14 protein-coding genes are annotated in these 20,946 nt (G+C 73.8%); 7 read left to right on the top strand and 7 right to left on the bottom strand.

Annotated features, from left to right (window positions below; all coding sequences use genetic code 11):
* Nucleotides 1-16: 16 nt before the first annotated feature.
* Together mce and BLS21_RS00880 are read right to left on the bottom strand one after the other, a co-directional pair.
* Nucleotides 17-472, bottom strand: coding sequence for a methylmalonyl-CoA epimerase (mce, locus tag BLS21_RS00885; protein ID WP_091212636.1), 456 nt, complete (start codon nt 470-472; stop codon nt 17-19).
* 183 nt (nt 473-655) lie between these two features.
* Nucleotides 656-1,069 carry an alpha/beta fold hydrolase family protein gene (locus BLS21_RS00880; protein WP_245699887.1) on the bottom strand — a complete coding sequence of 138 codons (414 nt, stop codon included), beginning with the start codon at nt 1,067-1,069 and terminating at the stop codon, nt 656-658.
* A 333-nt stretch (nt 1,070-1,402) separates the two neighbouring features.
* Here BLS21_RS00880 and BLS21_RS00875 point away from each other — a divergent pair, with 333 nt between their 5' ends.
* From BLS21_RS00875 to BLS21_RS00855, 5 genes are all read left to right on the top strand, one after another.
* The gene (locus tag BLS21_RS00875; protein ID WP_091212635.1) at nt 1,403-2,593 is read left to right on the top strand and encodes an acetyl-CoA C-acetyltransferase; all 1,191 of its coding nucleotides are present in this window, start codon (nt 1,403-1,405) and stop codon (nt 2,591-2,593) included.
* Between the two features lie 95 nt (nt 2,594-2,688).
* Nucleotides 2,689-3,636, top strand: a complete 948-nt coding sequence (gene meaB, locus BLS21_RS00870; protein ID WP_091213690.1) for a methylmalonyl Co-A mutase-associated GTPase MeaB — start codon at nt 2,689-2,691, stop codon at nt 3,634-3,636.
* 45 nt (nt 3,637-3,681) lie between these two features.
* A complete protein-coding gene (locus BLS21_RS00865) occupies nt 3,682-5,151 on the top strand; it encodes a phytoene desaturase family protein (protein WP_091212633.1) in 1,470 nt (489 codons plus the stop codon).
* Between the two features lie 118 nt (nt 5,152-5,269).
* The gene (locus tag BLS21_RS00860; RefSeq protein ID WP_091212629.1) at nt 5,270-5,794 is read left to right on the top strand and encodes a MarR family winged helix-turn-helix transcriptional regulator; all 525 of its coding nucleotides are present in this window, start codon (nt 5,270-5,272) and stop codon (nt 5,792-5,794) included.
* Between the two features lie 55 nt (nt 5,795-5,849).
* Nucleotides 5,850-6,818: a tetratricopeptide repeat protein gene (locus BLS21_RS00855; protein ID WP_091213688.1), complete on the top strand. Its 969-nt coding sequence runs from the start codon at nt 5,850-5,852 to the stop codon at nt 6,816-6,818.
* A gap of 71 nt (nt 6,819-6,889) precedes the next feature.
* On the opposite strand, the gene BLS21_RS00850 is transcribed toward BLS21_RS00855, so the two are convergent.
* The 5 genes from BLS21_RS00850 to BLS21_RS00830 form a co-directional block, all read right to left on the bottom strand.
* Nucleotides 6,890-8,287: a neutral zinc metallopeptidase gene (locus BLS21_RS00850; protein WP_245699884.1), complete on the bottom strand. Its 1,398-nt coding sequence runs from the start codon at nt 8,285-8,287 to the stop codon at nt 6,890-6,892.
* Between the two features lie 194 nt (nt 8,288-8,481).
* Nucleotides 8,482-11,409, bottom strand: coding sequence for a 1,4-alpha-glucan branching protein GlgB (gene glgB / locus BLS21_RS00845; RefSeq protein WP_091212626.1), 2,928 nt, complete (start codon nt 11,407-11,409; stop codon nt 8,482-8,484).
* Between the two features lie 99 nt (nt 11,410-11,508).
* Nucleotides 11,509-12,882 (bottom strand): maltokinase N-terminal cap-like domain-containing protein, encoded by a 1,374-nt coding sequence (locus BLS21_RS00840; protein ID WP_091212624.1) that lies wholly within the window; start codon nt 12,880-12,882, stop codon nt 11,509-11,511.
* A complete protein-coding gene (gene treS / locus BLS21_RS00835) occupies nt 12,879-14,711 on the bottom strand; it encodes a maltose alpha-D-glucosyltransferase (RefSeq protein ID WP_091212621.1) in 1,833 nt (610 codons plus the stop codon). Before treS ends, BLS21_RS00840 begins: the two co-directional genes overlap by 4 nt.
* A 103-nt stretch (nt 14,712-14,814) precedes the next feature.
* Nucleotides 14,815-16,842 (bottom strand): alpha-1,4-glucan--maltose-1-phosphate maltosyltransferase, encoded by a 2,028-nt coding sequence (locus BLS21_RS00830; RefSeq protein WP_091212618.1) that lies wholly within the window; start codon nt 16,840-16,842, stop codon nt 14,815-14,817.
* Nucleotides 16,843-17,021: 179 nt separating this feature from the next.
* Between BLS21_RS00830 and glgP the strand changes: the two genes are divergently transcribed.
* Both glgP and BLS21_RS00820 read left to right on the top strand, forming a co-directional pair.
* A complete protein-coding gene (gene glgP, locus BLS21_RS00825) occupies nt 17,022-19,571 on the top strand; it encodes an alpha-glucan family phosphorylase (protein ID WP_091212614.1) in 2,550 nt (849 codons plus the stop codon).
* 311 nt (nt 19,572-19,882) lie between these two features.
* Nucleotides 19,883-20,863, top strand: a complete 981-nt coding sequence (locus BLS21_RS00820) for an FHA domain-containing protein (protein ID WP_091212612.1) — start codon at nt 19,883-19,885, stop codon at nt 20,861-20,863.
* Nucleotides 20,864-20,946: the final 83 nt, after the last annotated feature.

The following is a 20,946-nucleotide window of genomic DNA, read 5'->3' as shown; positions in this document are numbered from 1 at the left end:
CAGTCGGGGCGGGCAGTCAGTGCGCGGTCGGCGCCGGCTCGACGAGCTCGACGAGGACGCCGCCGGCGTCCTTGGGGTGCACGAAGTTGACGCGGCTGTCCGACGTCCCGCGCCGGGGGGTGTCGTAGAGCAGCCGCAGGCCGCGCTCGCGCAGCGTCGCGCTGACCGCCTCGACGTCGGCCACCCGGAAGGCCAGCTGCTGCAGGCCCGGGCCGGAGCGGCCGATGAACTTGGCGATCGTCGACTCGGGGGTCAGCGGCGCGAGCAGCTGGATGCGGGTCTCGCCGTCGCCGACGGCGAGCATCGCCTCGCGGACGCCCTGCTCCTCGTTCACCTCCTCGTGCACCGAGTGCACGCCGAAGGCCTGGGCGTAGAAGGCCAGCGCCTCGTCGAGGTCCGGGACGGCGATGCCCACGTGGTCGATCGTGGTGAACAACTCGGCCGGCAGGCCGGTGCGCGGGTCGGTGGTCACGGCGGCATCCTCCCGGACCAGACGTCTGAGACGACAGGTGGGGGCGCCACACAGACACGTGGGCCCGCCGCACACACCGGTGCGGCGGGCCCGCACCCGGGTCGCTGCGGGGTCCAGCGCGCCAGGGAGCCAATCAGCGCCTCGTCGAACTGCTGCGGGTGCGAGGCGTCGACGCCGTGCGGGTCACCCACGACCGCCACCGGCTCGCTGTCCGGGACCAGCCCGTGCGGGCGCCTGCCGCTGACCTCGAACGGCACGATCGCGTCGAGGTCCCCGCGGACCTCGGTGCGACCGAACGCCGTGGTGCGGGTCGAGCGTGCCCTCCGTCGAACCGAACTCGGCGATGTGCAGCGCGTGCAGCCGCTGCAGCTCGCCGACCACGAGGCCCCTGTCTCCGGCCGTGGAGAGGTCCCCGGTGGAGCCGTCGAGGAACGCGAGCCGGTCGGTGACGAGCGCGACGTCGCGCAGGTCGAGGTGCTCGGGCAGCGCGTGCAGGGCGGCGGTGGCGGTGTCGTCGTCGGAGCCGTCCCGGAGCTGCGAGGACGCGCCGGACCCGCGGCGGTCGTGGGTGACGACGCGGTCCCCGGCGGCCGCCACGGGCCCACCCGGGCCTCCCTGGACCGGCCGGACAGCGGCCACCCGTGGACGAGCACGACCGGGCGGTCGGCGCCGACGTCCCGGTGGTGCAGCTCGACGGGCCGGCGTGGCGACCTCCAGGGGGAGTGTCTGCATCTCCTCCGGCCCGGGTCCTCGGCCGCTGGCGGCCCACCCGATCGCCCACCGCCGAACGCGTTGAGACGTGCGTCACGCCGGGGTCCGTGGCCCGTGCGGCGGCCTATCCTCGGCGGGATCGACGCCGTGTCCCTATCACGGCGGCGGCACCGACCCCATGGGTCGCCGGCGTCGGCGACCCGGCCCTGGAGGCAGCTCATGTCCCGTTCGGTCATCGTCAGCGGCGCCCGCACCCCGATGGGGCGGCTGCTCGGCTCGCTCAAGGACTTCTCCGCCGCCGACCTCGGCGGCGTCGCCATCAAGGCCGCGCTGGAGCGCGCCGGCATCTCCGGCGACCAGGTCGAGTACGTGATCATGGGGCAGGTGCTGCAGGCGGGCGCCGGCCAGAACCCGGCCCGTCCCGCGGCCGTCGCCGCCGGCATCCCCATGACGGTCCCGGCCCTCACGATCAACAAGGTGTGCCTCTCCGGCCTGAGCGCCATCGCGCTGGCCGACCAGCTCATCCGCGCCGGCGAGTTCGACGTCGTCGTGGCCGGTGGCCAGGAGTCGATGACCCAGGCTCCGCACCTGCTGCCCAGCTCCCGCACCGGCACCAAGTACGGCGACGCGAAGCTGGTCGACGCGATGGCGCACGACGGGCTGTCGGACACCTTCGACCAGGTCGCGATGGGCGCCCTGACCGAGCAGGCGAACAGCCGCTACGACCTGACCCGCGAGGAGCAGGACGCGTTCGCCGCGGAGAGCCACCAGAAGGCCGCCCGCGCGGGGAAGAACGGCGTCTTCGACGAGGCGATCACCCCGGTGCTGATCCCGCAGCGCAAGGGCGACCCGATCGAGTTCCGCGACGACGAGGGCGTCCGCGCCGACACCACGGTGGAGACGCTGTCGAAGCTCAAGCCGGCCTTCGCCGAGGACGGCACCATCACCGCCGGCACCGCCTCGCAGATCTCCGACGGCGCCTGCGCGGTCGTCGTCATGAGCGCCGAGAAGGCCGCCGAGCTGGGCATCACCCCGATCGCCGAGATCGGCGCCCACGGCGTCGTGGCCGGGCCCGACGCGACCCTGCAGAGCCAGCCGTCGCGCGCGGTCCAGAAGGCGTGCGAGAAGGAGGGCATCGACCCCAAGGAGCTCGACCTCGTCGAGTTCAACGAGGCGTTCGCCGCCGTCGCGCTCGTCTCGACCAAGGAGCTCGGGATCGACCCCGAGAAGGTCAACCCCAACGGCGGCGCGATCGCCCTCGGCCACCCGATCGGCATGAGCGGCGCGCGGATCGTGCTCGACGTGGCGCTGGAGCTGCGCCGCCGGGGCGGCGGCGTGGGTGCCGCCGCGCTGTGCGGTGGTGGCGGTCAGGGCGACGCGCTGGTCCTGCACGTGCCCGCGAGGGCGTGACCCCGGAGGGCTCCGTCGTCCCCGCGGACCCGCTCGGCACAGCCGTCCGGACACCCGGCCCCGCCGCCCTCCGTGGCAGGCGGGGCCGGCGGGCCGTGGACGTCCCGGACCTGGTCGCCCGCGCCCGGGACGGCGAGGCCCGCGCGGTGGCGCGGCTGATCACGCTGGTCGAGGACGCCAGTCCGGCGCTGCGCGAGGTCGCCGCGGCGCTGGCCCCGCACACCGGGCGCGCCCAGGTCGTCGGCCTCACCGGCTCCCCCGGTGTCGGCAAGTCCACGACGACGACCGCGCTGGTCCGCGCCTACCGCGCGCGCGGGCTGCGGGTCGGCGTCCTCGCCGTCGACCCGTCGTCCCCCTTCTCCGGTGGCGCGCTGCTCGGCGACCGGGTGCGCATGCAGGACCACGCCGGGGACGAGGGCGTCTACATCCGCTCCATGGCCTCCCGCGGCCACCTCGGCGGCCTGGCCTGGGCCACCCCGCAGGCGCTGCGGGTGCTCGACGCCTCCGGGTGCGACGTCGTGCTGGTGGAGACCGTCGGCGTGGGCCAGTCGGAGCTGGAGGTCGCCTCGCTCGCCGACACCACGCTGGTGCTGCTCGCGCCGGGCATGGGCGACGGCATCCAGGCCGCCAAGGCCGGGATCCTGGAGGTCGCCGACGTCCTGGTGGTCAACAAGGCCGACCGGGACGGCGCCGACCAGACCGTGCGCGACCTGCGCTACACGCTCTCCCTCGGCGGCCGGCACGACCTCCCGGGGGCCTGGCGCCCGCCGATCCGCCGCACGGTGGCCGCCTCGGGCACCGGCATCGAGGCGCTCGTCGAGACGATCGGGGAGCACCGCGCGTGGCTGGGGTCCTCGGGGGAGGGGCACCGCCGCCGGGTGGTCCGCGCGGCACGCGAGATCGAGGCGATCGCGCTGGCCGGGCTGCGCGAGCGCATGGGCGACGTCCGCGGCTCGGCGGCGCTGGTCACCCTCGCCGAGCAGGTGGTGGCGGGGGAGAGCGACCCGTTCCGCGCCGCCGCCCTGCTCCTGGAACAGCTGTAGATCGCTGCTCGCGCGGGTCCGACCCGCTGAGGGCACGATGACGGGGTGAACGGGAAGCCGGACGCCGTCGTCGTCGGGAGCGGGCCGAACGGGCTGGCCGCGGCCCTCCGGATGGCCGCGGCCGGGCTGCGGGTGCAGGTCGTCGAGGCGGCCGGACGCCCCGGCGGCGGGATGCGCACCGAGGAGCTCGTGCGGCCGGGCTACCGGCACGACGTCTGCTCGATCGTGCAGCCGATGGCCGCCGCGGCGCCGTTCTTCCGCGAGTTCGACCTGGCCAGCCGCGGCGTCCGCCTCGTGCAGCCGGAGGTCAACTACGCGCACCCCCTCGACGGCGGGGGTGCCTCGGTCGCCTACCACTCGCTGGAGGAGACCGCGGCCGGCCTCGGGCCGGACGGCCCGGCCTACCGGAGGCTGTTCGAGCCGCTCGTGGCACACGGGCAGGACGTCGTCGACTTCTTCCTGACCAGCCGGCTGCGGCGGCTCCCCACCCGCAGCGTGCCGCAGATCGTGCACTTCGGGCTCAACGGGCTGCCCAACGTGCGCTGGCTGGCGCACCGCTACTTCGAGACCGAGGGTGCCCGCGCGCTGCTCGGCGGGGCGGCCGCGCACGGGATGCTCGACCTGACCCGGCCGCTCACGTCCGCGCTCGGGATGCTGCTGACGATGCTGGGCCACCACGTCGGCTGGCCGCTGGTCGAGGGCGGGTCGCAGAACCTCGCCGACGCGATGGTGACCGCGCTGGAGCAGCAGGGCGGCGAGGTGGAGACCGACCACCTGGTCACCGACCTGCGCGAGTTCGACGGCGTCCCGGCCGTGCTGCTGGACACGACGCCGGAGGCCTTCGTGGCGATGGCCGGCGACCGGGTGCACGAGGGCTACCGCCGCTGGGTGGACCGGTACGAGCACGGAGCGGGTGTCTTCAAGGTCGACTGGATCCTGTCCGAGCCGGTGCCGTGGACCAACCCCGACGTGCGGCGGGCCGGGACCATCCACGTCGCCGGCACGCTCGAGGAGACGATCGAGGGCGAGCGGGCCCCCAACGAGCGGAGGTCCACCGACCGCCCGTACGTGCTCGCCGTCCAGCCGACCGTGCCCGACCCGACGCGCGCTCCCGAGGGCGGGCACGTCTTCTGGGCCTACGTGCACGTGCCGCACGGTTCCGACGTCGACATGACCGCGGCCATCGAGGACCAGGTCGAGCGCTTCGCACCGGGCTTCAAGGACACGGTCGTCGACCGGGTCACCAAGAACGCCGTCCAGATGGAGGCCTGGAACCCGACCTACCTCGGCGGGGACATCTCCAACGGCCAGGCGTCGCTGCGGCAGATGCTCGCCCGGCCGGTGCCGCGCTGGAACACCTACAAGACCCCGGTGCAGGGCGTCTACCTCGCCTCGTCGGCGACGCCGCCGGGGCCGGCCGTGCACGGTGCCTGCGGCGACAACGCGGCGCAGGTCGCGCTGCGGGAGGTGTTCGGCGTGCGGCAGGTGCCCCCGCTGCGCCCGGCCCCGCGGTAGCCGTCCGACCGTCTCGCCGAGTACGCCGAGTGCGGTTCGGCGTGGTCGTCCCACGCCGGTGACCACGCGCACTCACCGGTCGGCGGTTCGGGGAGCCGCACCCGTAGCCTCTGGGGCCATGGTCCGTCCGCTGGGGTTGCCGTTCGATCCCATCGTGCGCGCCGGGGAGTCCTGGGAGCAGCGCTTCGGCCCGGCCGCGGCGATGCGGGCCGCGACGTCGGTCTTCCGGGTGCAGCAGATCCTGCTCGCCCGCTTCGACGAGGCGCTGCGGCCGCACGCGCTGACCTTCGCCCGCTACGAGGTGCTGGTGCTGCTCACCTTCAGCCGCACCGGCGAGCTGCCGCTGAAGGTGATCGGCAGCCGGCTCATGGTGCACCCGACCAGCGTCACCAACGCCATCGACCGGCTGGTCGCTGCCGGCTACGTCGACCGCCGTCCCAACCCCGCCGACGGGCGCGGCGTCCTCGCGGCGATCACCGACCGCGGCCGCGCCGTCGTCGAGGCGGCGACCGCGGCGCTGACCGCGCTGGACTTCGGGCTCGGCGACGTCCCCGACGACGAGCTGGACACGCTGTTCGCCATCCTCGAGCGCGTCCGGCGGGGCGCCGGCGACGTGGCGGACGACGCGACCGCGGCCGGCTGACCGGTCGCCCCGGCACCCCCGACACCGTCTCCGCAGCGGTGGGATGATCGAGGTCATGCAGCCCACCCGTCCCGGACGCCCCGACCCGCGCGCGCAGGCCCAGCAGGCCCAGCTGGCCGCCTCCCTCGCCGGCGCGGTCGACCTCGCTGCCGTCAAGGCCCGCTCCGAGGCCGCGGCACGGGCGCAGGCGGCGCCCCCGCCCGGCGCCGCCGCCCCGGCCGGCGCCCCGGGGGCCGCGGTCGTCGACGTCACCGAGGAGACCTTCCAGGCCGAGGTGCTCGACCGCTCCTTCCAGGTGCCGGTCGTGCTCGACCTGTGGGCCGAGTGGTGCGGGCCGTGCAAGCAGCTGTCCCCGGTGCTCGAGCGGCTGGCCGCGGAGGGTGGCGGCTCCTGGGTCCTCGCCAAGGTCGACGTGGACGCCAACCCCGCGCTCGCCCAGGGCCTGCGGGTCCAGGGCATCCCCGCGGTCAAGGCGGTCTGGCAGGGCCAGCTGGTCGCCGAGTTCACCGGCGCCATCCCGGAGGAGCAGGCGCGGCAGTTCGTCACCGAGCTGGTGCGGGCCACCACCGGCGGCGCGGTCCCGGGCGCCGGCGACGGCGCGCCCGCGGAGGCCGAGGACCCCCGTCTGGACGCCGCCGAGGCCGCGCTCGAGCGCGGTGACCTGACCGCGGCCGAGGCCGCCTACCAGGCGATCCTCGACGCCGAGCCCGACCACCCGGTCGCCGGTCTCGCGCTGCGCCAGGTGCAGCTGTTCCGACGCGCCGACGAGGCCGGCCCGGACGCCCTGGCCGCCGCCGACGCCGCGCCGGACGACGTCGCCGCGCAGGCCCGGGCCGCGGACTTCCTGCTCGGCACGGGGAACGTCGAGGGCGCCTTCGAGCGGCTGCTCGACGTCGTCCGCCGGACGACCGGGGACGATCGCGACCAGGCGCGGCGGCACCTCGTGGAGCTCTTCGGCGTCGTCGGTGACCAGGACCCGCGGGTCGCCGCGGCCCGCCGCCAGCTCACCCTCGCCCTGTACTGAGGACCCCGTCCCCCTCCCTTCGCGAGCTCGGGGCGGGACCCGGGCGGGGCCGCCGCGGGGGCAGGGGGTCTTCAGACGCCGACGTCGCAGGCGGCGGCGCCCTCGAAGAAGCCGTTGCGGAACAGGTCCACCAGCTGGAAGCCGGTCAGCGAGACCTCGGGCACGACCGACGGGTCGGTCCCGTAGGTCAGCAGGAACTGCACCGCCTCGTCGATGTCGCCGGGGGAGATGTCGGCGGCCCGCAGCTCGTTGTCGAAGAAGGCCGACGAGAACCAGCCGGTGAGGCAGACCGACGACCGGATGGCCTCCTCGTCGCCGGTGGACAGCCCCAGCTGGTCGCGCGCGGCGAGCGCGTAGGGCAGCGACGCGGCGGTGATGACGGCGTAGTCGGCGCCGCCGAGCTCCTCGTAGGCCGGGCCGACGAGGTCCCGGACGTCGTAGCCGACGAGGTCCTCGTCGGCGCAGAACACCAGGTCCAGGTCGTCGGCGGCGCAGTTCGGCGGGCTGCCCTCGAAGGGCTCGAACTGCGGCGCGGTGAACGTCTCCCGGAAGACCCGGTCGAACGCGAGACCCCAGAACTCCGGCAGGGCGTCGGCCGCGATCCGCTGCGCCTGGCCGAACGGCGCGTTCCCGCCGCTCGCTGCCTCGCTGGGCGTCGAGAAGGCGCCCTGGGTGTAGGGACGCTCCGCGGAGAAGTTGTCACGGCAGGCCGTCGGGCCGGTCTGGAAGCCCTCCTGGAACGCCGAGATGCGGTCGAAGTAGGAGCCGTGCGCCGCCTCGGTGTTGATGCTGGTGCCCACGGGGTCGCGCAGCAGCAGGTAGCCGCGCAGCACCTCGTCGAGCTCCGGGGCGCGGATCTGCGTGTGCTCGCTCTGCCCGTCGGCGACCCACGCCGTCCAGGCGCCGGCGAAGCAGTCGGCCTGCGTCTCCACCGAGATGGAGTAGTCGGGGTAGCCGACCCGGCCCTGCACCGCGTGGCCGAACTCGTGGGCCATCACCAGCGCGGGGATGAACCGGCCGTACTGCTCCGCGAGCTCCTGCAGGAAGGCGCGGTCGTAGCTGATCGAGTCGGAGTTCGGCACGTCCGGGGCCTGGCAGTAGAACGCGTTGCCCTCGACGTCACGCGGGTCGGAGCCGCAGCCGATGCCCTGGGGGAACGCGCCCGCGTCGACGTCGTTGGGGTCGACGCTGAAGTAGCCGCCCTCGAGGGGGACGAAGTCCTCCCCGAAGACGTCGGGGAACTGCTGGGCCCAGTAGGCCTCGAGGTCGGCCAGGGCGTTGCGCGCCAGGGTGTCGATCGGGCCGGTGGTGGCGCCGATGACCTGCAGCTCGCCGGAGGGGATGTCGGAGGCCGGGGGCTGGGCCGCACTGGGCCGGCCGACGACGGCGATCGAGCAGCCGGACACCAGCAGCAGCGCGGCCGCGACGAGCAGGGCCACGGCCGGGCGGCGCAGGGAGGAGGCAGGCATGTCCCTCGGATCGTCCCATCGGAGCGGCCCCGTCGCCCCCGGAGCTGCAGGTCCGGGGGCGACGGCGCGGCCCGGGACGCACGGGAACGGCCCTCCTGCAGGGCCCCGCAGGCCCCGTCCGGAGGCTCACCCCGAGCTCGCCAGGGGTGGGAGGGACGGGGTCCTCCATCGAGTGGTGGGGGCAGGAGGGTCCCCTACTCGTGCACGAACCAGACGGTGCCCAGCGGCGGGACGGCGAGGGTGGCCGAGTACGGCTGGCCGTGCCACGGCTCCTCGACGGCCTCGACGCTGCCCATGTTGCCGACCCCGGAGCCGCCGTAGCCCTCGGCGTCGGTGTTGAGCACCTCGCGCCAGCTGCCCGGCCGCGGCAGGCCGATGCGGTAGCCGTGGTGCGGGCTGCCGGAGAAGTTCGCGACGCAGGCCAGCGCCGGCACCTCACCGCTGTCGCCGTCCGCACCGTCACCGGCGGCCGTCGCCCGCCCGTAACGGAGGAAGGACAGCACGTTGCCCGAGGCGTCGTTCGCGTCGATCCACTGGAACCCGGACGGGTCGACGTCCAGGGACCACAGCGCGGCGGTCTCCCGGTAGCGGGCGTTGAGGTCGGTCACCAGCTGCAGGACGCCGCGGTGTGCGGGGTCGTCGAGGTGCCACCAGTCCAGGGACCGGCTCTCGGCCCACTCGGCGTCCTGGGCGAACTCCGAGCCCATGAACAGCAGCTGCTTGCCGGGGTGGGCCCACATGTAGGCGAGGTAGGCGCGCAGGTTGGCCAGCTGCTGCCACCGGTCTCCGGGCATCTTCCGCAGCAGCGAGCCCTTGCCGTAGACGACCTCGTCGTGGCTGATCGGCAGCACGTAGTTCTCGGAGTAGGCGTAGATCATCGAGAACGTCAGCTGGCCGTGGTGGTAGCTGCGGTGCACCGGCTCCTTGGACATGTAGGCCAGGGAGTCGTGCATCCAGCCCATGTTCCACTTGAAGCCGAAGCCCAGGCCGCCGAGGTGGGTGGGCCGGGTGACGCCGGGCCAGGCCGTCGACTCCTCGGCGATCGTCACCACGCCGGGGACCTCGCGGTACACGGTGGCGTTCATCTCCTGCAGGAACGCCATCGCCTCGAGGTTCTCCCGCCCGCCGTGCACGTTGGGCACCCACTCGTCGCGCGAGTAGTCCAGGTAGAGCATCGAGGCGACCGCGTCGACCCGGATGCCGTCGACGTGGAACTCCTTGCACCAGTACAGCGCGTTGGCGACCAGGAAGTTGCGGACCTCGGAGCGGCCGAAGTCGAAGACGTAGGTGCCCCAGTCCAGCTGCTCGCCGCGGCGCGGGTCGCCGTGCTCGTACAGCGGGGTGCCGTCGAAGCGGGCCAGCGCCCACTCGTCCTTGGGGAAGTGCGCCGGCACCCAGTCGACGATGACGCCGATGCCCGCCTGGTGCGCCCGGTCGATGAGGTAGCGCAGGTCGTCGGGGCTGCCGAAGCGGGAGGTCGGCGCGTAGTACGAGGTGACCTGGTAGCCCCACGAGCCGCCGAACGGGTGCTCGGCCAGCGGCATGAACTCGAGGTGGGTGAAGCCGTGCTCGACGACGTAGTCGACCAGCTCGTCGGCCAGCTCGCGGTAGGACAGGCCCTGCCGCCAGGACCCCGCGTGCACCTCGTAGATGCTCATCGGCCGCTCGTGCCAGCCGCCGCGGGCCCGCTGGGCCAGCCACTCGTCGTCGTTCCACTCGTGCGTCGACTCGGTGACGATCGAGGCGTTGAGCGGCGGCACCTCGGTCTCGAAGGCCAGCGGGTCGGACTTGTGCCGCCAGACGCCGTCGCGGCCGAGCACGTGGTAGCGGTACTTCACGCCCACGGCGACGCCGGGGATGAAGACCTCCCACACCCCGGAGGACCCCAGCGAGCGCATGGGGTAGGCGCGGGCCTCCCAGTAGTCGAAGTCGCCGGTCACCCGCACGCCCTGGGCGTTGGGTGCCCAGACGGCGAAGGAGACGCCCTCGACCGGACCGCGCGGGGTGTCGTAGCGCCGTACGTGCGAGCCGAGCACCTCCCACAGCCGCTCGTGCCGGCCCTCGCGGATGAGGTGCTGGTCGAGCTCGCCGACGGTGGGCAGCCAGCGGTACGGGTCGTCGACGACGAAGGTGTTGGTGCCGCCCTCGCCGTCCCCGTAGGTCACCTCGACCCGGTAGTCGCCGGGCTGCTTCGGCAGGTGGGCCTCGAAGATGCCGCCGGGGTGCAGCGAGCGGGCGTCGTGGCGCGAGCCGTCCTCGTCGACGACGGTCACCGAGACCGCGTCGGGGCGCAGGGTGCGCACCACCCAGCCCTCGCGGGCGGGGTGCGCGCCGAGCACGCTGTGCGGGGCGTAGGACCACCCGTCGACGACGGCGCGCAGCTGTTCCTCGCCGACCTCGGCGGGCGCCTCCTGGTGGGCCAGGCCCTCCTCGGCGGGTGCCTGACCCTCGGGGACGGTCGCCGCCGCCACCTCCGACCCGGCGCCGGCCGCGGCGTGCTCGGCGGGCGCGGTCCGGTCCGGGGTGGGCGTGGGCGCGGCCTCGGTGGGCGCGGCGGTCGCGGTGGGCGCGGCGGTCCCGGTGGACGTGCCGCCGTCCTCGTCCGGCGCCTGCGGGGTGTTCGGCTCCGCGGGGTCGGGGCTCGGGGGCTCGGGCTGGCCCGCCGGGGCGCCGGTCGGGCTGCCCGGTTCGGCGATCGGCGCCGGGGCCACCACGGGCGCCGCGGTGCCGCCCTGCTCGGCGACGACGTCGCCCTGGGCGGCCGCCCTCTTGCGCGGCGCCCGCTTGGTCGCCTTCTCCGCCGGCGCCGCAGCGCCGGCTGCCGCCTTCTTCGCGGTCGTCTTGCGAGCGGTCGTCTTCCTCGCCGCCGTGCCGTCGGCTGCGGTGGCCTTCGCAGGTGCGGCCTTCCCGGCGGCCGTGGTCGCCTTCTTCGCGGCCGGGGCCTTCTTCGCCGCGGCCCGCTTGCGCGCCGGCGCGGCGTTGACGACCGGCCCCTCCACGGCCGCCTCGGCCGCGGCGGTCTTCTCCTCGACGACGGCCTGCAGCTCCTCCCGCGTCGCGGGGGGCTGCCCGCCGGTCAGGGGTGAGTCGGTGGTGCGCTCGGTCTCGTCCGGGGGTGTCATCGCTCGCCGTCCTCTTCGGTGCCGATGTGTCGGTGGTCCGGCCCCTCTGCAGGGTCCCGCCGCGAGCCTGCGAGCGATGGGGGGCAGAGGGGTCCTTCTTCAGCCCGCGGCGGTGAGCCGGGACAGCGACTGCAGCGGGATCATCAGCCAGTGCGGGCGGTTGCGCGCCTCGTAGACGCACTCGTAGACGGCCTTGTCCGCCTCGAACGCCCGCAGCAACGGGCTGTTGCCGCAGGCGTCCATCCCGCTCGCGGCCGCGTAGCCCGCGCAGAAGGCGCTGCGGTTGCGCTCTGCCCACTCCTGCGCGCGGTAAGCGCGTTGTTGATCACCCGGCTGCTCCACGAGCATGTGCCGGGCGGCGTAGTCAAAGCTGCGCAGCATGCCGGCGACGTCGCGCATCGGGCTGTCCAGCTCGCGCCGCGAGGCCAGCGGGCGGGCCGGCTCGCCCTCGAAGTCCAGCACGATCCACCCGGTCGCGGTGCGCAGCACCTGGCCCAGGTGCAGGTCGCCGTGGACCCGCTGGCGGACGACGGGCTCGGGGCTCTCGGCCACCGCCGCGTAGACCGCCCGCAGCCCGTCGGCGTGCTCGGCCAGCTGGGGAACGACCTCGATGGCGGCGTCGAGCCGCTCGTTCATCTGCCGGGCGACCGTGCCGAACCAGGCCGGGTCGGCTCCCTCGGTCGGCAGCACCCGCGCCATGTCCGCGTGCACCGAGGCGGTCGCCGCGCCCAGCCGCTCGCTGTCGGCGGCGAAGTCCCCGCCCACCTCGTCGGCGTGCAGGTCGCCCTCCGCGTAGAGGTCGCGCACGCTGGCGGTGGCCAGCCGCCACCCGTCACTGGCGTTGGGCACGAAGGTCTGCAGCATGAGGACCGTGGCCGGCGGGGTGTCGGCGTCCCGGTCGTGGTCGATCTCGGCGTGGCCGAGCAGCGGCGCGATGTGCGGGTTGTCGGTCCGGCGCAGGGCGCTGTGGATCTCGACGTCCGGGTTCAGGCCGGGCTCGAGCCGGCGGAACAGCTTGAGGATGGCCTCCTGCCCGTAGACCAGCGAGGTGTTGCTCTGCTCGGTGGAGACGATGTCGCCGGGGATCCCGGCCGGGATCTCGGCACCCTCGCCCGGGACGAACCGCATCGGGCCGACCGTCGCCCCCTCGGCGAGGTGGGTGAGCCAGCTGGTGGTCGCCTCGCGGTCGCGCATCGCGTCGTAGGCGTAGTTCTCGCCGTTCTCGTGCGGGACGGTGCCGATGAGGGCCGCGGTCAGCTCCTCCGCGGGGTGGTCGCGCCAGGACAGCGGCACCAGGTAGGTCTCCCTGACGCCGTCGGTGTAGGTGACCGTCACCCGGTGGATCGACAGCACGGGGTGGGACCGGTCGAGGAAGAAGCTCTCCTCCGCGACGTCGGCCCACTCCCGTCCCTTGCCGCCGAACCAGCGCTGGGACGGCATCCACTCCTGGAGCAGTCCGGTCAGGATGTTCATCGGGGTCCTCCCGTGTCGGCCGTGCCGCCCGGGGGCGGTTCCTCCCCGCTGCCGACGAGGCCCGCGGCCAGCAGGGTGTCGGCGACCGAGGTGTCGTCGGTCTCGGCGGGCTCCTCCACCGGCTCGGCCGGCTTGGCCAGCTCGAACCAGTAGAAGCCGTGGCCGGCCAGGGTGAGCATGTAGGGCAGGACGCCGATCTGCGGGAACTCCACCCGGCCGGTGAGCTCGACGGGCGTGTAGCCCTCGAAGCGGCGCAGGTCCAGCTCCACCGGCTGCGGGAACCGGGAGAGGTTGTTGACGCAGAGCACCACGTCGTCGCCGAACTCGCGGACGAAGGAGAGCACCGTCGGGTTGCGCGAGCCGATCTCGGCGAAGCTGCCCAGACCGAAGGTCGGGTGCTGGTTGCGGACCTGGATCATCTGCCGCAGCCAGTGCAGCATCGAGTTGGTGTTGCGCAGCTGCGACTCGACGTTGGTGACCTGGTAGCCGTAGACCGGGTCGGCGTTGAGCGGCAGGTACATCCGCTGCGGGTCGGCGGTGGAGAAGCCGCCGTTGCGGTCCGGCGTCCACTGCATCGGGGTGCGGACGCCGTCGCGGTCGCCGAGCCAGATGTTGTCGCCCATGGCGATCTCGTCGCCGTAGTAGAGGACCGGCGAGCCGGGCAGCGACAGCAGCAGCGCGTTGAACAGCTCGAGGGTGTCCATGTCGTTGTCCAGCAGCGGCGCCAGCCGGCGGCGGATGCCGATGTTGGCCTTCATGCGGGGGTCCTTGGCGTACTCCGCCCACATGTAGTCGCGCTCCTCGTCGGTGACCATCTCGAGGGTCAGCTCGTCGTGGTTGCGCAGGAAGATGCCCCACTGGCAGTTGTCCGGGATGTCCGGCGTCTGGGCCATGATCTCCGAGATGGGGAACCGCTGCTCCCGCCGGACGGCCATGAACAGGCGCGGCATCACCGGGAAGTGGAAGGCCATCTGGCACTCGTCGCCGTCCTCGCCGAAGTACTCGACGACGTCGGCCGGCCACTGGTTGGCCTCGCACAGCAGCACGCGGTCGGGGTAGTCGGCCTCGACCACCTTGCGGACCTGCTTGAGGAACTCGTGGGTCTTGGGCAGGTTCTCGCAGTTGGTCCCCTCCTCCTCGTAGAGGTAGGGGACGGCGTCGAGCCGGAAGCCGTCGATGCCCAGGTCCAGCCAGAAGCGCAGGGCGTCGACGATCGCCTCCTGCACCCGCGGGTTCTCGAAGTTGAGGTCGGGCTGGTGGGAGAAGAACCGGTGCCAGAAGTACTGCTTGCGCACCGGGTCGAAGGTCCAGTTCGAGCTCTCGGTGTCGACGAAGATGATCCGCGCGTCGGCGTAGCGGGTGTCGTCGTCGCTCCACACGTAGAAGTCGCCGTAGGGACCCTCGGGGTCGCTGCGGCTGGCCTGGAACCAGGGGTGCTGGTCCGAGGTGTGGTTCATGACGAAGTCGATGATCACGCGGATGCCGCGGGCGTGGGCCTCGGCCAGCAGCACCGTGAAGTCCTCGATGTCGCCGAACTCGGGCAGCACCGCGGTGTAGTCGCTGATGTCGTAGCCGCCGTCACGCAGCGGCGAGGCGAAGAACGGCGGCAGCCAGAGGCAGTCGATGCCGAGCCACTGCAGGTAGTCCAGCTTGTCGATCATGCCGCGGAGGTCGCCGACGCCGTCGGCGTTGCTGTCGGCGAAGCCGCGGACGAGCACCTCGTAGAAGACGGCGCGCTTGTACCACTCGGGGTCGGTGCCGGGGGCCGGCAGCGCCGACGGCGTCACCTCGGGGCGGCCGGCGGGGGAGTCGGGGACGGGAACGGTCATCAGAGGTAGTGCCCCTCGGGTAGTGCTGCGGATGAGAGGTCGTGGCTCGCCTGCAGGGGCCCGCCGCGAGCCTGCGAGTGGTGGGGGACGGGCGGGTCCCTTCTCACGCCACCGGCGGCGGTACCTGGACCTGCCGGGGGTAGGTGATCGAGAAGACGTGCGCCGGCTCCCGGTAGGGGTCCAGCTCGACGTAGTTGAACTGGCCCCAGTCCCAGCTGTTGCCGGTCAGCTCGTCGGTCACGGTGAACCGCTCGTACCAGTCCAGGCCGAGCGCCGGCAGGTCGAGGGCCGTCGTCCCGATCTGGGTGTGGTGGCTGGAGAGGTTCACCACGACCAGGACGGCGTCCTGCGAGCCGGGGTCGGTCTTGGAGAAGCAGATGAGGTTCGGGTTGTCCACGTGGTGGAACCGCAGCGTGCGCAGCTGCTGCAGGGCCGGGTGGGCGCGGCGGACCTCGTTGAGCCGGCGCAGGTAGGGCACGAGGCTGCGCTCGGAGGACTCGGCGGCGGCCCAGTCACGCGGCCGCAGCTGGTACTTCTCGCTGTCGAGGTACTCCTCGCTGCCGGGGCGCACCGCGACGTGCTCGAAGAGCTCGTAGCCCGAGTAGACACCCCACGTCGGGCTCATCATCGCGGCCAGGGCGGCGCGGATCTTGAACATCGGCGGGCCGCCGAGCTGCAGCGACGCGTGCAGGATGTCCGGGGTGTTCACGAAGAAGTTCGGCCGCATGTAGTGGCAGTTGGCGGCCAGCTCGCGGCCGTACTCCTCGAGCTCGCCGCGCTCGGTGCGCCACGTGAAGTACGTGTAGGACTGCGTGTACCCGATGCGGGCCAGCTGGTGCATCATCGCCGGCCGCGTGAACGCCTCGGCGAGGAAGAGCACGTCGGGGTCGGTCTCCTTGACCGTCCAGATCAGCCAGTGCCAGAAGTTCAGCGGCTTGGTGTGCGGGTTGTCGACGCGGAAGATGCGCACCCCGGCGTCGATCCACACCCGGATGACCCGCAGGCACTCGGCGTAGATGCCCTCGGGGTCGTTGTCGAAGTTGATCGGGTAGATGTCCTGGTACTTCTTCGGCGGGTTCTCCGCGTAGGCGATGGTCCCGTCGGGCTTGGTGGTGAACCACTCCGGGTGCTCCTTCACCCAGGGGTGGTCGGGCGCGGCCTGCAGCGCGAAGTCCAGCGCCACCTCCATGCCCAGCTCCCGGGTGCGCTCGACGAAGGCGCGGAAGTCCTCCATCGTGCCCAGCTGCGGGTGGACGGCGTCGTGCCCGCCCTCGGCGCTGCCGATGGCCCACGGCGACCCCGGGTCGTCGGGCCCGATCTCGTGCGGGTTGCCGCCGGGGTACTGCGGGGAGTTCGGGCCCTTGCGGTTGACCGTGCCGATCGGGTGGATCGGCGGCAGGTAGACGACGTCGAAGCCCATGCCGGCGATCGCGGGCAGCCGCTCGGCGGAGGTGGCGAAGGTGCCGTGGGTCGCCCGGCCGTCGACCACCGGGCCGGTGGAGCGGGGGAAGAACTCGTACCAGGAGCCGAACAGCGCCCGCGGGCGGTCGACCCACACCTCGCACTCCGGGCCGGGCGTGACCAGCTCGCGCACCGGGTGGTCGTGCAGGTAGCGCTGCAGCGCCTCGGCCAGCGCCGGGGCCACCCGGGCCGGCAGCTCGCGGGAGGTGTCGCGCAGGGCCGCGGCGGCCTCGGTCACCCGGTCCCGCCAGTCGTCGCCGGCCTCGGCGGCCACCCGGTCGAGCAGCCGGGCGCCCTCCTCCAGGTCGTTGGCGAGCTCCTCGGGGCCCTGACCGGCCGCCATCTTCACCTCGACGGCGTGGTGCCAGGTCGACAGCGGGTCGCTCCAGGCCTCCACCCGGTAGGTCCACCGGCCCTCGCGGTCGGGGACGACGGTGGTCAGCCAGCGGTCGGGCTGGTCGCCGAAGCGCTCCATCCGGTTGAACGGCTGACGCGAGCCGTCCGGGCCCGTCACGACGACGTCGGCCGCGACGGCGTCGTGGCCCTCGCGGAAGACGGTGGCGGTGATCGGCAGGTGCTCACCGACCACGGCGCGCGCGGAGAACGCGCCGCAGGACACGACGGGGGCGACATCGGTGATGCCGAGGCGGAGGTCTGCGCGGCCAGTCATCCCCGCCACGCTATCGAGGGCGCGTCGGGTGAGCACATCGGCGGCAGTGGCCTGGCGCTCGTGGTGCGGGACGGGTGGGACGGAGGGGTGACCGGGACGTCGGCTGGCCATGGCTCATCCTCGCGCGTCGGGCGGTGCACCGCTCCGACGGCCGTGGGGGGCGTCGCTAGTCTCGGCCCGTGCGCGCACTCCGCCGGTTCACCGTCCGGGCATCGCTCCCCGAGGAGCTGCTGCCGCTGTCCCAGCTGGTCACCAACCTCCGGTGGTCCTGGCACGCCGAGACCCGTGACCTCTTCGAGGCGCTGGACCCCGAGCTGTGGCGGACCTGCAACGGCGACCCGGTGAAGGTGCTGGGCGAGGTCTCGGCCGAGCGGCTGGCCACCCTGGCGCGGGACCGGCGGTTCGTGCGCCGGCTGCAGGACGTCGTCGATGACCTGCAGGAGTACCTGTCGGCGCCGCACTGGTACCAGTCGCTCGGGGAGGGGGCGCCGGCGACGGTCGCCTACTTCTCCGCGGAGTTCGGCATCACCGAGGTGCTGCCGCAGTACTCCGGCGGTCTGGGCATCCTCGCCGGCGACCACCTCAAGGCCGCCTCCGACCTCGGCGTCCCGCTGGTCGGCGTGGGGCTGCTGTACCGGGCCGGCTACTTCGAGCAGGGCCTGTCGGCCGACGGCTGGCAGCTGGAGCACTACCCGTCGCTGGACCCGCACGGCCTGCCGCTGAAGCTGCTGCGCCAGCCCGACGGCACCGCCGTCGTCATCAACGTCCCGCTGCCTGAGGGGCGCACGCTGTTCGCGCACGTGTGGCGGGCCCAGGTCGGCCGGGTGGCGCTGCTGCTGCTCGACAGCGACATCGAGGAGAACACGCCGGCCGAGCGCGGGGTCACCGACCGCCTCTACGGCGGCGACGAGGACCACCGGCTGCGCCAGGAGATGCTGCTCGGCATCGGCGGCGTGCGGGCGCTGCGCGCCTACTGCCAGCTCACCGGGACGCCGGCGCCGGAGGTCTACCACGCCAACGAGGGGCACGCGGGCTTCCTCGGGATCGAGCGGATCCGCGAGCTCACCGAGTCGCACGGGCTGTCCTTCTCCGAGGCGCTGCAGGCAGTGCGCGCCGGCACCGTGTTCACCACGCACACGCCGGTCCCGGCGGGCATCGACCGCTTCCCGCGGGCGCTGATCGAGCGCTACTTCGCCGGCTTCGGCGTCCCGCTGGACCACCTCATCCCGCTGGGCGCCGAGGAGGACCCGGCCAAGTTCAACATGGCGCACATGGGCCTGCGGCTGGGCCAGCGCGCCAACGGCGTCAGCCAGCTGCACGGGCACGTCAGCCGGTCGATGTTCCGCGGCCTGTGGCCGGGCTTCGACGAGGGCGACGTGCCGATCAGCTCGATCACCAACGGCGTGCACGCGCCCACCTGGACCGCGCGCGAGCTGGTCGAGATGGGCACCCAGGTCAGCAGCCAGGGCGACCCGGTCGACGTCGAGGGCCCGGTGCACTTCGACGGCGTGGACCGCATCCCCTCCGGCGAGCTGTGGAGCACCCGCCGGATGCTGCGCGGCCGGCTGGTCGAGGAGGTGCGCCGCCGGCTGCGGGACACGGCGCTGTCCCGCGGCGCCGCGGAGTCCGAGGTGGGGTGGACCGACAGCGCGTTCGACCCCGACGTCCTCACGATCGGCTTCGCCCGCCGGGTGCCCTCCTACAAGCGGCTGACCCTCATGCTGCGCGACCCCGAGCGGCTGCGGGCGCTGCTGCTCGACCCCGAGCGTCCGGTGCAGCTGGTCATCGCCGGCAAGAGCCACCCGGCCGACGACGGCGGCAAGCAGCTGATCCAGCAGATGGTGAAGTTCGCCGACGACCCCGCGATCCGGCACCGCATCGCCTTCCTGCCCGGCTACGACATCGGCATGGCCCGCTACCTCTACTGGGGCTGCGACGTCTGGCTGAACAACCCGCTGCGCCCGCTGGAGGCGTGCGGCACCTCGGGCATGAAGGCCGCGCTCAACGGCGGGCTGAACCTCTCCATCCGCGACGGCTGGTGGGACGAGTGGTTCGACGGCCAGAACGGCTGGGCCATCCCCACCGCCGACGGCGTCGCCGACCCCGAGCGCCGCGACGACATCGAGGCGCGGGCCATCTACGAGCTGCTCGGCAACCAGGTGATCCCGCGCTTCTACGAGACCGACCGGGACGGCGTCCCCAGCCGCTGGGTCGAGATGGTGCGGCACACGCTGCGCGAGACCGGCCCCAAGGTGCTGGCGACCCGGATGGTGCGCGACTACGTGCAGCAGCTCTACGTGCCGGCGGCCGGCTCCGCCCGGGCGATGGCCGAGTCCGGCTACGGGGCGGCCCGCACCGAGGCCGTCTGGCGCGCCCGGCTGCTCGACCGCTGGAGCACCGTGCGGGTCGCGCACGTCGAGGCCACCGGCGCCGGCGACACCCCGGAGATCGGCTCGACGCTGGCGCTGCGGGCGGAGGTGGAGCTGCCGGGGCTCATGCCGACCGACGTCCAGGTGCAGGCGGCCTACGGGCGGGTGGACGACGCCGACGGCCTGCACGAGGTGACCACGCTGCCCATGGCGCACGAGCACACCGAGGGGTCGCGGCACTGGTTCACCGCCACGGTCCCGCTGGAGCGCACCGGTGCCTTCGGGTACACGGTGCGCGTGCTGCCGCACTCCGAGCACCTGGCCGACCCGGCCGAACTGGGGGTCGTCGCAAGCGCCTGACCGGCCTCCCGCAGGGTCCCGCTGCGGGCCTCGAACGGCCCCCGTGCAGGGTCCCGCCGCGAGCCCGGAGCGGCGGGGGGCAGGGAGGTCCTTCTCGGGGGCAGGGAGGTCCTTGCTCCTTCCCCCACGCCTCGCAGGCTCGGCACGGGCCCTCGGAGGGTGGCCGTTCCAGCACGTCACCAGGTGCGGGCGGAGCCACGGGCAGCACACCTGCCACGTCGGTCCCAGGGGTCCCGCCGGCCCGTCGGGTGATCGGCGTGGCGGGAAGGACCGGTCACCCAGGCGGGTGAGTCGCCTCTAGGCTGGACGCCATGCCCGACCGCTGTGAAGTCCTGCCAGGCGACTCCGTCGTCGCCCGACGCGGAGGCGGCCTGCTGTGGGTGGACGCCCCCGGCTCGCCGGCTCTGGTCGCCGCGCTGCACGCCTGCCTGGGGGTGTCCGGTCCCGGCGCGGAGCGTGTCCTCGGGGCGATCGCCGGGCAGGTCTCCGCGCTCGGCGGCAGCTCGGCCTCCTTCGCGCTGGTCCTCGTCGACACCGCGGGCGACTCGGGCACCGGCGTCGCGCTGTGGTCCGGCAAGGGCCAGCCGGCCGTGGACGGCGTCCCGGTGTCGGGCTCGTCGGTCGACGGCTGCACCCTCGCCAGCGGCTTCCAGCTCGGCCAGACCCTCTACGTCGGTCCCGGCCAGCCGGTGCCCTCCATGCCGCCGGGCGTCGCCTACGACCTGGTCGAGGGCACGGTCCCCGGCTCGGGCGCGATGCTGCAGCTCGCCGCGGTGGCGCACCCGTCGTCGGCCGCCGGCCCGCAGACCGCGGCGTCGTCGTTCACCGCGAGCTCGGACGCCGGCTTCGGCAGCGCGGGCTCCTCGGGCTACGGCGCGACGGCCGCCCCCTCGCGGCCGCAGGAGGACGAGGGGGAGGCGACCGCGTTCTGGAAGCCCGACACCGCACCTCCCCCGGTGCTGCGCTTCGACGACGGCCTGGTCGTGACGGTCGACGAGGACCTGGTGCTCGGCCGGCGTCCGGACAACCACGAGCTGGTCACGGCGGGCTCGGCGCGGCCGGTGCCGATCGCCGACACCCAGAACGTGCTCTCCTCGGCGCACGCCGCGATCCAGCGCAACGGCCGCGAGGTGTCGCTGGTCGACCTGGGCTCGCTCAACGGCACCCACGTCGCCGGTCCCGAGGCCACCGAGTGGACCCAGCTCGAGCCGGGCGTCGCCCACCCGCTCTCCGACGGCGACCGGTTGCTGCTGGGCTGGACGGTCATCACCTTCGAGCAGCAGCCCGACTAGACGAAGGCCCCCTGGCCCCGCCACTCGCACGCTCGCGGCGGGACCCTGCAGGGGGCCGGTACGGGAGCCCCGGTCCGCGCGGA

The sequence above is a fragment of the Geodermatophilus siccatus genome (assembly GCF_900103785.1).
Lineage (GTDB): Bacteria > Actinomycetota > Actinomycetes > Mycobacteriales > Geodermatophilaceae > Geodermatophilus > Geodermatophilus siccatus.
This window is presented reverse-complemented; position numbering and strand designations above follow the sequence as displayed.